The 13,562-nt window shown below is 63.2% G+C and carries 16 protein-coding genes; all 16 read left to right on the forward strand.

The annotated features are described in order from the left end of the window. Window positions 1–226 precede the first annotated feature (226 nt). The gene (iscR, locus tag ACWKWX_RS22655; protein ID WP_416422720.1) at window positions 227–721 is read left to right on the forward strand and encodes a Fe-S cluster assembly transcriptional regulator IscR; all 495 of its coding nucleotides are present in this window, start codon (window positions 227–229) and stop codon (window positions 719–721) included. A gap of 40 nt (window positions 722–761) precedes the next feature. After that, window positions 762–1,976, forward strand: a complete 1,215-nt coding sequence (locus tag ACWKWX_RS22660) for an IscS subfamily cysteine desulfurase (protein WP_416422721.1) — start codon at window positions 762–764, stop codon at window positions 1,974–1,976. 103 nt (window positions 1,977–2,079) lie between these two features. Next, window positions 2,080–2,466, forward strand: coding sequence for a Fe-S cluster assembly scaffold IscU (iscU, locus tag ACWKWX_RS22665; protein WP_027978943.1), 387 nt, complete (start codon window positions 2,080–2,082; stop codon window positions 2,464–2,466). Between the two features lie 31 nt (window positions 2,467–2,497). Then, on the forward strand, window positions 2,498–2,821 hold the full coding sequence (iscA, locus tag ACWKWX_RS22670; RefSeq protein WP_416422722.1) for an iron-sulfur cluster assembly protein IscA: 324 nt from the start codon (window positions 2,498–2,500) through the stop codon (window positions 2,819–2,821). Between the two features lie 8 nt (window positions 2,822–2,829). After that, the gene (gene hscB / locus ACWKWX_RS22675; protein WP_416422723.1) at window positions 2,830–3,351 is read left to right on the forward strand and encodes a co-chaperone HscB; all 522 of its coding nucleotides are present in this window, start codon (window positions 2,830–2,832) and stop codon (window positions 3,349–3,351) included. A gap of 41 nt (window positions 3,352–3,392) precedes the next feature. Further along, entirely contained in the window at window positions 3,393–5,255 is a 1,863-nt protein-coding gene (gene hscA / locus ACWKWX_RS22680) for a Fe-S protein assembly chaperone HscA (RefSeq protein WP_483828995.1), read from the forward strand. A 2-nt stretch (window positions 5,256–5,257) separates the two neighbouring features. Continuing rightward, window positions 5,258–5,599 carry an ISC system 2Fe-2S type ferredoxin gene (fdx, locus tag ACWKWX_RS22685; RefSeq protein ID WP_416422725.1) on the forward strand — a complete coding sequence of 114 codons (342 nt, stop codon included), beginning with the start codon at window positions 5,258–5,260 and terminating at the stop codon, window positions 5,597–5,599. Window positions 5,600–5,612: 13 nt separating this feature from the next. Beyond that, window positions 5,613–5,813: a Fe-S cluster assembly protein IscX gene (gene iscX, locus ACWKWX_RS22690; protein WP_473005525.1), complete on the forward strand. Its 201-nt coding sequence runs from the start codon at window positions 5,613–5,615 to the stop codon at window positions 5,811–5,813. Between the two features lie 90 nt (window positions 5,814–5,903). Continuing rightward, window positions 5,904–6,329 (forward strand): nucleoside-diphosphate kinase, encoded by a 426-nt coding sequence (gene ndk / locus ACWKWX_RS22695; RefSeq protein WP_008366138.1) that lies wholly within the window; start codon window positions 5,904–5,906, stop codon window positions 6,327–6,329. Window positions 6,330–6,357: 28 nt separating this feature from the next. Next, complete coding sequence (rlmN, locus tag ACWKWX_RS22700) at window positions 6,358–7,506, forward strand: dual-specificity RNA methyltransferase RlmN (RefSeq protein ID WP_416422727.1); 1,149 nt, start codon at window positions 6,358–6,360, stop codon at window positions 7,504–7,506. A 12-nt stretch (window positions 7,507–7,518) separates the two neighbouring features. Then, entirely contained in the window at window positions 7,519–8,277 is a 759-nt protein-coding gene (gene pilW / locus ACWKWX_RS22705) for a type IV pilus biogenesis/stability protein PilW (RefSeq protein WP_416422728.1), read from the forward strand. Beyond that, window positions 8,277–9,284, forward strand: a complete 1,008-nt coding sequence (locus ACWKWX_RS22710; protein WP_416422729.1) for a RodZ domain-containing protein — start codon at window positions 8,277–8,279, stop codon at window positions 9,282–9,284. Before pilW ends, ACWKWX_RS22710 begins: the two co-directional genes overlap by 1 nt. A gap of 3 nt (window positions 9,285–9,287) precedes the next feature. Further along, window positions 9,288–10,397: a flavodoxin-dependent (E)-4-hydroxy-3-methylbut-2-enyl-diphosphate synthase gene (gene ispG, locus ACWKWX_RS22715; RefSeq protein ID WP_473005527.1), complete on the forward strand. Its 1,110-nt coding sequence runs from the start codon at window positions 9,288–9,290 to the stop codon at window positions 10,395–10,397. Window positions 10,398–10,417: 20 nt separating this feature from the next. Continuing rightward, window positions 10,418–11,707: a histidine--tRNA ligase gene (gene hisS, locus ACWKWX_RS22720; protein WP_416422731.1), complete on the forward strand. Its 1,290-nt coding sequence runs from the start codon at window positions 10,418–10,420 to the stop codon at window positions 11,705–11,707. Between the two features lie 40 nt (window positions 11,708–11,747). Then, window positions 11,748–12,389: a YfgM family protein gene (locus ACWKWX_RS22725; RefSeq protein WP_473005528.1), complete on the forward strand. Its 642-nt coding sequence runs from the start codon at window positions 11,748–11,750 to the stop codon at window positions 12,387–12,389. Continuing rightward, a complete protein-coding gene (bamB, locus tag ACWKWX_RS22730) occupies window positions 12,382–13,533 on the forward strand; it encodes an outer membrane protein assembly factor BamB (protein ID WP_473005529.1) in 1,152 nt (383 codons plus the stop codon). The genes ACWKWX_RS22725 and bamB overlap by 8 nt, the downstream gene beginning before the upstream one ends. The last annotated feature ends 29 nt before the right edge of the window (window positions 13,534–13,562 follow it).

The raw sequence follows: 13,562 nt of genomic DNA on the forward strand, positions 1-13,562 counted from the left end.
TCAAGTGCGTGAAGGGCGAAGTCGACGTCCCTGCCGCCGAAGCTCGCTGAAGCTTGGGGGAGCCTGTGGGAGCTGGCAAATCAGAATTCCCGTGCTATAGTACGCCGCCCGTTTTGCCGCTATTCCCGACTAAAGTGGTAGGTCTTAAAGTTGACTTAAATACTCGGGAATTGCATACTCACAGCTCATCCGCTCCTCCCTTTTTCGTGTAACCGTGGTACTCGCCATGCGACTGACAACTAAAGGCCGATACGCCGTCACTGCCATGCTCGACCTGGCATTGCACGCGCAGCATGGGCCGGTTTCATTGGCCGATATCTCCGAGCGCCAAGGCATCTCCCTGTCGTACCTGGAGCAACTGTTCGCCAAGCTGCGTCGCAGCAACCTGGTGTCCAGCGTGCGCGGGCCAGGGGGTGGCTACCAGCTGTCCCGTGACATGCAGGGGATCCAGGTGGCCCAGGTCATCGACGCCGTCAACGAATCGGTCGACGCAACACGTTGCCAGGGATTGGGTGATTGTCATGCTGGCGACACGTGCCTCACGCACCACTTGTGGTGCGACCTGAGCCAGCAGATTCATGAATTTTTGAGCGGTATCAGTCTGGCTGACCTTGTCACTCGCCGTGAAGTGCAAGAGGTCGCCCAGCGCCAGGACCTGCGCCGTTGCAACACCACCAAGAGCCAGCGCCTGGACAAGATCGAAACGTCCTTCGTCGAATGACGATGGGACTGTGGCTAGCCCGCCTGATAGGAGAATTTCAATGAAGTTGCCGATTTACCTCGATTACTCCGCCACCACGCCGGTCGACCCGCGTGTAGCGCAAAAGATGATTGAATGCCTGACCAACGAGGGGAACTTCGGCAACCCGGCATCGCGTTCCCACGTGTTCGGCTGGAAAGCCGAGGAAGCGGTCGAGAACGCCCGTCGCCAGGTGGCTGACCTGGTCGGCGCCGACCCGCGTGAAATCGTCTGGACCAGCGGTGCAACCGAGTCCGACAACCTGGCCATCAAGGGTGTCGCGCACTTCTATCACACCAAGGGCAAGCACCTGATCACCTCCAAGATCGAGCACAAGGCGGTCCTGGACACCATGCGCCAACTGGAGCGTGAAGGCTTCGAAGTCACCTACCTGGACCCCCAGGAAGACGGCCTGATCACCCCGGCCATGATCGAAGCCGCGCTGCGTGACGACACCATCCTGGTGTCGGTGATGCACGTGAACAACGAAATCGGCACCGTCAACGACATCGCCGCCATTGGCGAGCTGACCCGCTCGCGCGGCGTGATGTTCCACGTTGACGCTGCCCAGTCCACCGGCAAGGTCGACATCGACCTGACCAAGCTGAAAGTCGACCTGATGTCGTTCTCGGCCCACAAGACCTACGGCCCCAAGGGCATTGGCGCGCTGTACGTCAGCCGCAAGCCACGCGTGCGCCTGGAAGCCACCATGCACGGCGGCGGTCACGAGCGTGGCATGCGTTCGGGCACCCTGGCGACCCACCAGATCGTCGGCATGGGCGAGGCCTTCGCCATCGCCAAGCAGGAAATGGCCAGCGAGAACGCCCGCCTGCAAGCCCTGAGCGAGCGTTTCTTCAAGCAGGTCGAGCATCTGGAAGAGCTGTACGTGAACGGCAGCCTGACTGCGCGCGTGCCGCACAACCTGAATTTGAGCTTCAACTACGTCGAAGGCGAGTCGCTGATCATGGCGCTCAAGGACCTGGCCGTCTCGTCCGGTTCGGCCTGCACCTCGGCTTCCCTGGAGCCGTCCTACGTGCTGCGCGCCCTGGGCCGCAACGACGAACTGGCACACAGCTCGATCCGCTTCACCTTCGGCCGCTTCAGCACCGAAGAAGAAATCGACTACGCCGCGCAGAAAGTCTGCGAGGCCGTGACCAAGCTGCGCGAACTGTCGCCGCTGTGGGATATGTTCAAAGACGGCGTCGACATCTCGAAGATCGAGTGGGCGGCACACTAAACAAAAGAAGCCGCCACCATCCAGATCCTGTAGAGACGTGGCGTTAACGCAGGCGTACCTACAGGGCCTTCAGAGCGGCCCTGATGAGTGAGGATTTAGAATCATGGCTTACAGCGAAAAGGTCATCGACCACTACGAAAACCCACGTAACGTCGGCAAGATGAACGCCGAGGACCCGGACGTGGGCACCGGCATGGTTGGCGCTCCAGCCTGCGGCGACGTCATGCGCCTGCAGATCAAGGTCAACGAGCAGGGAATCATCGAAGACGCCAAGTTCAAGACCTACGGCTGTGGCTCCGCCATCGCCTCCAGCTCCCTGGCCACCGAGTGGATGAAGGGCAAGTCGCTGGACGAAGCGGTCACCATCAGCAACACCCAGCTGGCCGAAGAACTGGCGCTGCCGCCGGTGAAAATCCACTGCTCCGTACTCGCCGAAGACGCCATCAAGGCTGCCGTTCACGATTACAAGCAGAAGAAAGGTCTGCTCTAACAGCACGCATCGCACGATGTAAGGAGTCTCGATGGCTATCAGCATGACAGAAGCCGCTGCCAAGCATATCCGCCGTTCCCTGGACGGCCGCGGCAAGGGCGAGGGCATCCGCCTGGGCGTCCGTACCACCGGCTGCTCGGGCCTGGCCTATGTGCTGGAATTCGTTGACGCGCTGGGTGAAGACGACCAGGTGTTCGAAAGCCACGGCGAAAAGGTGATCATCGATCCCAAGAGCCTGGCGTACCTGGACGGCACCGAACTGGACTTCGTCAAGGAAGGCTTGAACGAAGGCTTCAAGTTCAACAACCCCAACGTGCGCGGTGAATGTGGCTGCGGCGAAAGCTTCAACGTTTGAGGCCGGTCGTGGGTACTCCTTGTCATTTCGCCTTGTTTGACCTGCAACCGAGCTTCCGCCTGGACCTCGACCAGCTGGCCGCGCGCTACCGTGAGTTGGCGCGCGCCGTGCACCCCGATCGCTTTGCCGATGGCAGCGAGCGTGAGCAGCGCCTGGCGCTGGAGCAGTCGGCGGGCCTGAACGAGGCCTACCAGACGCTCAAGAGCTCGCCCAAGCGTGCCCGCTACCTGCTGGCCATCGGTGGCCACGAAGTGCCCCAGGAAGTCACGGTCCACGACCCTGAGTTCCTGATGCAGCAGATGCAGTGGCGCGAAGAGCTCGAAGACCTGCAGGACAGTGCCGACCTCGACGGTGTGGCGCAGTTCAAGCGGCGCCTGAAGGCTGCCAGCGAGCAGTTGAACGAAAGCTTCGCCGGCTGTTGGGATGATGCAGCGCAACGCGAACAGGCCGAACGCCTGATGCGGCGCATGCAGTTCCTCGACAAGCTGTCCTACGAAGTGCGCCAGCTGGAAGAGCGCCTCGACGATTAACCCAGTGTTGCTACGGCTGCACGCCTGATATTCAGATAAGCATGGCCCTACTGCAGATCGCCGAACCCGGCCAGAGTCCTCAACCGCACCAGCGCAAGCTGGCTGTGGGTATCGACCTTGGCACTACCAATTCGCTGGTCGCTGCCTTGCGCAGCGGCCTGTCCGAGCCACTGGCCGACGCGCAGGGGCAGGTCATTCTGCCGTCCGCCGTTCGCTACCACGCCGACCGCGTCGAAGTGGGCGCCGGCGCCAAGGCTGCCGCCGCCAGTGACCCGCTCAACACCATCGTTTCGGTCAAGCGCCTGATGGGCCGCGGCCTGGCGGACGTCAAGCAGCTGGGCGACCAGCTGCCGTACCGCTTCGTCGGCGGTGAGTCGCACATGCCGTTCATCGACACCGTGCAGGGCGCCAAGAGCCCGGTCGAAGTCTCCGCCGACATCCTCAAGGTGCTGCGCCTGCGCGCTGAAGCCACCTTGGGTGGCGAGCTGGTAGGCGCGGTAATCACCGTGCCGGCCTACTTCGACGACGCCCAGCGCCAGGCCACCAAGGACGCCGCCAAACTGGCCGGCCTCAACGTGCTGCGCCTGCTCAACGAGCCGACCGCGGCCGCCGTGGCCTATGGCCTGGACCAGCATGCCGAAGGCCTGGTGGCCATCTATGACCTGGGTGGCGGTACCTTCGACATTTCCATCCTGCGCCTGACCGGCGGTGTCTTCGAAGTGCTGGCCACCGGTGGCGACAGCGCCCTGGGTGGCGACGACTTCGACCACGCCATCGCCAGCTGGATTGTGCAGCAGGCGGGCCTGTCCGCCGACCTCGACCCGGGCGCCCAGCGCCAGCTGCTGCAAGTGGCCTGCGCCGCCAAGGAAGCCCTGACTGACGCCGCGTCGGTTGGCGTGGCGTATGGCGCGTGGAAAGCCGAGCTGAGCCGCGAGGCGTTCAACGCCCTGATCGAACCCATGGTTGCCCGCAGCCTCAAGGCTTGCCGCCGCGCCGTGCGTGACTCGGGCGTGGAAATCGACGAAGTGGCCGCCGTGGTCATGGTCGGCGGTTCCACCCGTGTGCCGCGCGTGCGCGAGGCGGTGGCCGAGCTGTTCGGCCGCCAGCCGCTGACCGAGATCGACCCGGACCAGGTGGTCGCCATTGGCGCTGCCATCCAGGCCGACACCCTGGCCGGCAACAAGCGTGACGGTGCCGAGCTGTTGCTGCTGGACGTGATTCCGCTGTCCCTGGGCCTGGAAACCATGGGCGGGCTGATGGAGAAGGTGATTCCGCGCAACACCACCATCCCCGTCGCCCGTGGCCAGGACTTCACTACCTATAAGGACGGCCAGTCGGCCATGATGATTCACGTGCTGCAAGGCGAGCGTGAATTGATCAGTGACTGCCGCTCCCTGGCGCGCTTCGAATTGCGTGGCATCCCGGCCATGGTCGCGGGCGCGGCAAAAATCCGCGTCACCTTCCAGGTCGACGCCGACGGCCTGCTCAGCGTCTCTGCGCGTGAGCTGGGCTCGGGCGTTGAGGCCAGCATCCAGGTCAAGCCGTCCTACGGCCTGACCGACGGCGAAATCGCCCGCATGCTCAAGGATTCGTTCCAGTACGCCGGCGACGACAAGGTCGCGCGCCAGCTGCGCGAGCACCAGGTCGACGCCGAGCGCCTGCTGGAGGCGGTGCAGGGCGCCCTGGAGGCCGATGGCGACCGCCTGCTGGACGCCGAAGAGCGCCTGGCAATCGAGCACCAGATGACTGAACTGCGTGAATTGATGAGCGGTACCGACGGCGCGGCCATCGAGCAGCAGACCAAGCGTCTGTCGCAGGTCACCGACGCCTTCGCGGCCCGCCGCCTCGACTCGACGGTGAAAGCCGCGTTGGCCGGGCGCAACCTGAATGAGATTGAGGAATAACGATGCCGCAGGTCATTTTTCTGCCCCACGAAAAGTTTTGCCCGGAAGGCCTGGTAGTAGAAGCTGCCACCGGTACGTCTATCCTTGAGCTGGCCCACGATCATCACATCGAGATCGAAAGCGCCTGCGGCGGCGTGTGCGCCTGCACCACCTGTCACTGCATCATCCGCGAGGGCTTCAATTCGCTGGAAGAGGCCGACGAGCTGGAAGAAGATTACCTGGACAAGGCCTGGGGCCTGGAAGCGCAATCGCGCCTGGCGTGCCAGGCCGTGGTGGGCACCGAGGACCTGACGGTCGAAATCCCGAAATATTCGCTTAACCATGCGGCCGAAGCGCCGCACTGATCGGGAAGCTGTCATGAGCTACGGTTGGAATGATGTACAACGTATTGCAGAGGAATTGGCCGAAGCCAAGCCGGGCGTTAACCCGTATTCGGTGAATTTCGTCGATCTGCAGCAATGGATCAAGGAATTGCCTGGTTTCGACAGCACTTCTGGCCGGGTAGGCGAGAAGGTGCTGGAAGCGGTCCAGACCCTTTGGGCCGACGAAATAGACTGATCATCTTTGCAGGTTAGGCATTACCCCAGAACCCGCGTATAATTCGCGGGTTTAATTTTTCGCAACAATCACTGTTTCTGGAGTTTCACCATGGCTGTTCAACGTACTTTCTCCATCATCAAGCCTGACGCTGTTGCCAAGAACGTCATCGGCGAGATCACCACTCGTTTCGAAAAAGCCGGTCTGCGCGTCGTTGCCTCGAAACTGAAGCAACTGTCCAAGGCCGAAGCTGAAGGTTTCTACGCTGAGCACAGCGCTCGTGGCTTCTTCGGCGAGCTGGTTGCCTTCATGATCTCCGGTCCTGTCGTTGTACAGGTGCTGGAAGGCGAAAACGCCATCGCTCTGAACCGTGAGCTGATGGGCGCCACCAACCCTAAAGAAGCTGCTGCCGGCACCATCCGTGCTGACTTCGCTGACTCCATCGACGCCAACGCTGTTCACGGTTCGGACTCCGAAGCCGCTGCTGCCCGCGAAATCTCGTACTTCTTCGCTGCTACCGAAGTAACCACTCGCTAAGCCACGGCCAACGAGTGAAGGTGAAACCATGACCGTAATGACTGGCAAGACAAACCTATTGGGCTTGACCCAACCAGAGATGGAACAGTTCTTCGACTCGATCGGGGAGAAGCGCTTTCGTGCCGGTCAGGTCATGAAGTGGATTCACCATTTTGGCGTCGATGATTTCGACGCCATGACGAACGTCGGCAAGGCCTTGCGCGAAAAGCTCAAGGCCTGTGCCGAAATTCGTGGTCCCGAAGTGGTCAGCGAGGACATCTCCACCGACGGCACCCGCAAGTGGGTGGTGCGCGTGGCGTCCGGCAGCTGCGTCGAGACCGTGTACATCCCGCAGGGCAAGCGTGGCACCTTGTGTGTCTCGTCCCAGGCGGGCTGCGCCCTGGACTGCAGTTTCTGCTCCACCGGCAAGCAAGGCTTCAACAGCAACCTCACCGCCGCCGAAGTCATCGGGCAGGTGTGGATTGCCAACAAATCCTTCGGCAGTGTCCCGGCTACCATCGACCGCGCCATCACCAACGTGGTGATGATGGGCATGGGCGAGCCGCTGCTGAACTTCGACAACGTCATCGCCGCCATGCGGCTGATGATGGATGACCTGGGCTATGGCATCTCCAAACGCCGGGTCACCCTGTCCACCTCGGGCGTGGTGCCGATGATCGACGTGCTCGCCGATCACATCGACGTCTCGCTGGCCCTGTCGCTGCACGCGCCGAACGACGCGCTGCGCAACGAACTGGTGCCGATCAACAAGAAATACCCGCTCAAGATGCTGCTCGAGTCGTGCCAGCGCTACATGTCCCAACTGGGCGAGAAGCGCGTGCTGACCATCGAGTACACCCTGCTCAAGGACGTCAACGACAAGCTCGAGCACGCGGTGGAAATGGTCGAGCTGCTCAAGAACGTACCGTGCAAGATCAACCTGATCCCGTTCAACCCGTTCCCGCACTCCGGTTACGAGCGTCCGAGCAACAACGCCATCCGGCGTTTCCAGGATCATTTGCACCAGGCCGGTTTCAATGTCACGGTGCGCACTACCCGCGGCGAAGACATCGACGCCGCCTGTGGTCAATTGGTAGGGCAGGTGATGGACCGCACCCGCCGTAGCGAACGCTATATCGCCGTACGCCAGCTGGCTGCCGACGCCGATATGCCGCTGAATGCCGACAATCGGCCCTGAGAGAGGATCTCCATGACCGTGCGCGCCGCGCTGTTGCTATTGTTCTTCAACCTGTTGGTTGGTTGCGTTTCCACGGGTAAAGTCAACCCGATGGAAACCAGCAAGGGACGCGAAGAGGCGCGCAAGGCTCTGGTCCAACTGGGTATCGGCTACCTGCAGACCGGCCAGGCCGAACAGGCCAAGGTGCCGCTCAAGCAGGCGCTGGAAATCGACAGCTCCGACCCCGAGGCCAACGGCGCCCTGGGGCTGGTGTTCCAGGCTGAGCTTGAGCCCAAGCTGGCCGAGCAGTATTTCAAGAAAGCGCTGTCCAGCCGCCCGAAAGATGCCCGCACCCTCAACAACTACGGCGGTTTCCTGTACGAGCAGAAGCGGTATCAGGAAGCTTACGAAACCTTTGAGAAAGCCGCCGACGATCCCCTGTATCCTGAGCGCTCGCGGGTGTTCGAGAACCTGGGCCTGACCGCCCGGGCCATGGGCAACAAGCCGCTGGCGGTGCAATTGTTTGACAAGGCATTGCGGTTGAAGGCCGATCAGCCCCAGGCATTGCTGGAAATGGCTGAGTTGTCTTACGAAGACAGGCATTATGTGCCGGCGCGCGGTTATTACGACCGTTTCAGCCAGCTGAGCGAGCAGAACGCCCGCAGCCTGTTGCTGGGCACGCGCCTGGCACGGATTTTCCAGGACAAGAACAAGGCCGCCAGTTTCGGCCTGCAACTTAGAAGACTCTATCCCGGTACGCCGGAATATCAGCAATACCTGTCGGAGCAATGATGAAAGCGGCGCATCCCGAAGTTGTAGCAGCGACTCGCGTGAACCCTGGTGACACCTTGCGCCAGGCCCGCGAGAGCAAAGGCTGGTCGCTGGCCGACGTGGCTGTGAAACTCAACCTCACGGCCACTTCGCTGGGCAACCTGGAGGCCGGCGCCTTCGACAAGCTGCCGGGGCATACCTTTGCCCGCGGTTACATCCGTGCCTACGCCAAGCTGCTGGGCATGGACCAGGCGCCGCTGGTGCAGGCCTTCGACCAGGCCACCGGCAGCCACGCCCAGGGCAGCGAAGTGCATGCGCTGGGCCGCATCGAGGAACCGGTGCGCCTGTCCCACAACATCCTGCGCGGCGTGAGCCTGCTGCTGTTGGTGCTGGTGGTGGGCGGCGGCTTCTTCTGGTGGCAGGACCAGACCGCCCAGCGTGGCAAGGACCAGGCCGGGCTGGCCATGGAGCATGTCGAAGTCGAAAGCGCCGACGGCACCACCCAGATCCACCCGATCGACGAGCCGGAAGACCAGGCCGTTGCCGAGGCCCAGAAGCCTGCCACCGAGGCCCAGGCAACTGAAACCGCTGCGGCCGAAGCGCCTGCCCCGGCGACAGCCGGCGTTCAGCCTGCCGCGCCTACCGTGGCACCTGCGCCTGCCGTCACCGCGCCGGCGCCGGCACCTGCTGCAACGAACACCCCGGCCCTGGTGCACCAGCCGGCCGCCCCGGTGGCCCCGGTGGCCGCCGCCCCGGTAGCGCCTGCAGCCCAGGCCCCGGTGGCCGGCGCTGGCCAACTGCACCTGCAATTCACCGCCGACTGCTGGACCCAGGTCACCGATGGCAACGGCAAAGTGCTGCTCAGCGCCCTCAAGCGCAAGGGCGAGACCGTCGACCTGAACGGCAAGCCGCCGTTCGCCGTGCGCCTGGGCTATGCCCGTGGCGCGCAGGTCAGCTTCAACGGCCAGCCGGTCGACGTTGCACCTTTCACCTCTGGCGAGACTGCTCGCATGAAAGTAGGGCAATAAACCATGCATGGCGAATCCCCGATCAAGCGTCGCGTATCCCGTAAAATCTGGGTCGGCAATGTGCCGGTGGGTGGCGATGCCCCCATCGCCGTACAGAGCATGACCAACACCGACACCAACGACGTGGCGGCCACCGTGGCGCAGATCCGTCGCCTGGAAGACGCCGGCGCCGACATCGTGCGCGTCTCGGTGCCGGACATGGACGCCGCCGAGGCGTTCGGCAAGATCAAGCAACAGGTGCGCGTGCCCCTGGTGGCCGACATCCACTTCGACTACAAGATCGCCTTGCGCGTGGCCGAACTGGGCGTGGACTGCCTGCGCATCAACCCGGGCAACATCGGTCGCGAAGACCGTGTGCGCGCCGTGGTCGATGCCGCCCGCGACCGCGGCATCCCGATCCGTATCGGCGTGAACGCCGGTTCCCTGGAAAAGGACCTGCAGAAGAAGTACGGCGAACCCACCCCCGAAGCACTGGTGGAGTCGGCCCTGCGCCACGTTGAGCACCTGGAGCGCCTGAACTTCCAGGACTTCAAGGTCAGCGTGAAGGCCTCCGACGTGTTCATGGCCGTCGCCGCCTACCGCCTGCTCGCCACCCAGATCTCCCAGCCGCTGCACCTGGGCATCACCGAGGCCGGCGGTTTGCGCTCCGGCACGGTGAAATCCTCGGTGGGCCTAGGTATGCTGCTGGCCGACGGCATCGGCGACACCATCCGCATCTCCCTGGCCGCCGACCCGGTGGAAGAGATCAAGGTGGGCTACGACATCCTCAAGTCCCTGCGCCTGCGCTCGCGTGGCATCAACTTCATCGCCTGCCCGAGCTGCTCGCGGCAGAACTTCGATGTGGTGAAGACCATGAACGAGCTGGAAGGGCGCCTGGAAGACCTGCTGGTGCCGCTGGACGTGGCGGTGATCGGTTGTGTGGTCAACGGCCCTGGCGAAGCCAAGGAAGCCCACGTGGGCCTCACCGGCGGCACGCCGAACCTGATCTACATCGACGGCAAGCCTGCGCAGAAGCTGACCAACGACAACCTGGTGGAAGAGCTCGAGAAGCTGATTCGCCAGAAGGCGGCCGAAAAGGTCGAGGCCGACGCGGCGCTGATCGCCCGCGGCTGACAGAACACTAAGGATTTCTCGTGAGTAAGACGCTGCAAGCCATCCGTGGCATGAACGACATCCTGCCCGACCAGACGCCCCTGTGGCGCTACTTCGAAGGCACCGTGGCAGGGCTGCTGGACACCTACGGCTACCGGCAGATCCGCATGCCGATCGTCGAGTTCACCGACCTGTTCAAGCGCTCCATCGGCGAAGTCACCGACATCGTCGAGAAAGAGATGTACACCTTCGAGGACCGCAACGGCGATTCGCTGACCCTGCGCCCCGAAGGCACGGCGGCGTGCGTGCGCGCGGTGCTGGAGCACGGCATCACCGGCGGTGGCCAGGTGCAGAAGCTCTGGTACGTGGGCCCCATGTTCCGTCACGAGCGCCCGCAGAAAGGTCGCTACCGCCAGTTCCACCAGATCGGCTGCGAGGTGTTCAACCTCGACGGTCCGGACATCGACGCCGAGCTGATCGTGCTCACCTGGCGCCTGTGGGGTGCCCTGGGCATCCGCGACGCGGTGAAGCTCGAGCTCAACAGCCTGGGCACCTCCGAGGCCCGCGGTCGCTACCGCGAGGCGCTGGTGGCGTTCCTCACCGAGCACCTGGACCAGATCGACGAAGACAGCCAGCGCCGGTTGAAGACCAACCCGCTGCGCGTGCTGGACACCAAGCACCCTGAGACCCAGGCCGTGCTGGTGAACGCGCCGAAGCTGGCCGATTACCTGGACGAAGAGTCGCGCGTGCACTTCGAGGGCCTGAAGGCCCGCCTGGACGCCGCCGGCATTCCCTACGTGATCAACCCCAAGCTGGTGCGTGGCCTGGACTACTACAGCAAGACCGTGTTCGAGTGGGTCACCGACAAGCTCGGCGCCCAGGGCACCGTGTGCGCTGGCGGCCGCTACGACGGCCTGGTCGAGCAGATGGGCGGCAAGCCCACCACCGGCGTTGGCTTCGCCATGGGCATCGAACGCCTGATCCTGCTGCTGGAAACCCTGGAGCAGGTGCCCGAATCCATCGCCCGTACCGTTGACGTTTACCTGTGCGCCTTTGGCGAGCAGGCCGAACTGGCGGGCCTGGCCCTGACCGAGCGCCTGCGCGATGCACTGCCGCAGCTGCGCATCCAGGTCAACGCCGGTGCCGGCAGCTTCAAGAGCCAGTTCAAGAAGGCGGACAAGAGCGGTGCGCTCTACGCCTTGATCCTGGGGGACGACGAACTGGCGCAACAAGTGGTAGGTTTCAAACCCCTGCGTGGCCAGGGCGAACAACAAAACATTGCCTGGGATGCTCTGGGTGAGCATCTGGCGACTTGCGTCGTGCAGGGTTGAGGCAGGCTTCAGGCCGAATTTGCGAAATAGGAGTATTGGGGTGTCGAGTACCGAAGATGAACAACTCGCCGAGTTGAAGGACTTTTGGCAGCGTAACGGCAAGCCTCTGGTCACCGGCGTGCTGCTGGCCCTGGTGGTGGTATTTGGCTGGCAGGCCTGGCACAAGTACCAGGCCAACCAGTCGCAAGGTGCGTCCAGCCTGTACCAGCAACTGCTGGAAACCGCGCTGAACCCTACCGGCAAGCCTGATACCGCGCAGGTGGCGGACCTGGCCAACAAGCTCAAGACCGAGTACGGCAACAGCGAGTACGCACAGTACGGCAGCCTGTTCGTGGCCAAGGTGGCCGTGGACGCCGGCAAGCTGGACGATGCCGCCACCGAGCTCAAGGCCGTGGTCGACAAGCCCAAGGACGCCATGCTGGGTGAAATCGCCCGTCAGCGCCTGGCTCAGGTACTGGCTGCGCAGAACAAGGCCGAAGACGCCCTGAAGCTGCTGGACGGCGACGCCGACAAGGCGTTCCTGGCCAGCCGCGAGGAACTCAAGGGTGACCTGCTGGTGCAGCTGGGCCGTACTGACGACGCGTATGCGGCGTACCAGAAGGCCAAGGCAGCCCTGTCCGATGAGGCAGCAGTGGGTGGCTTGCAAATCAAACTCGACGACCTGGCGAAAAAAGATGCGTGACGTGATCCGTTGGAAACATGCAGCATTGCTGGCTCTGGCCATTCTGGCCGCGGGTTGCAGCAGCAACAGCAAGAAGGAACTGCCTCCTGCCGAGCTGACCAAGTTCAAGGAAGAAGTGGTCCTGCACAAGGAGTGGAGTCGTTCGATCGGTGACGGTCAGGGCGAAACCTACAACATGCTGGTTCCAGCGATCGAGAACGACAGCATCTACGCCGCTGACGTGACCGGCGTGGTCATGGACCTGAACCGCCTGAACGGCGACGTGATCTGGAAGAAAGACCTCAACACCTCGGTGTCGGGCGCAGTCGGCGTCGGCTACGGCCTGGTCATGCTGGGTACCATCAGCGGTGAAGTCATCGCCCTTGACGCCACCAACGGTGAAGTCAAATGGCGCGCCAAGGTCGGCAGCGAAGTGCTCGCACCGCCTGCCAACAACGGCGACGTGGTAGTGGTGCAGACCCAGGACGACCGCCTGGTCGGCCTGGACGCCAGCACCGGCACCCAGCGCTGGATCTACGACAGCACGCCTGCGGTACTGACCCTGCGTGGCACCAGTGCCCCGCTGGTCACCAACCACCTGGCGGTGGCTGGCCTGTCCACCGGCAAGGTCGTTGCCCTGGACATCAGCAACGGTGTGCCGGTGTGGGAACAACGCATCGCCGTGCCGCAGGGCCGCTCGGAACTTGAGCGTGTCGTCGATATCGACGGCGGCCTGCTGCTGTCCGGTGGTACCCTGTACGTCGCCAGCTACCAGGGCCGCATGGCGGGCCTGGACCTGGAAAGCGGCCGTGTGCTGTGGCAGCGTGACGCTTCCAGCTACGCCGGCGTGGCCCAGGGCTTCGGCAGCGTCTACGTGGCGCTGGCTTCCGGCACCGTGGAAGGCGTCGACGAGCGCACCACCACCGCCCTGTGGAGCAACGACAAACTGGCCCGCCGCCAGCTGTCGGCACCCGAGGTGTTCTCCAGCTACGTGGCGGTAGGCGACTTCGAAGGCTACCTGCACCTGCTGAGCCAGGTCGACGGTCGCTTCGTTGGTCGTGAGAAAATTGACAGTGACGGCCTGCGAGCCCGTCCGCTGGTGGCCGGGAACATGATTTACGTGTTCGGCAACAGCGGCAAGCTCGAAGCCCTCACCATCAAGTAAGGCTTTGACTATGCTGGAGGTCAGTCATG

The sequence above is a fragment of the Pseudomonas imperatae genome (assembly GCF_057128625.1).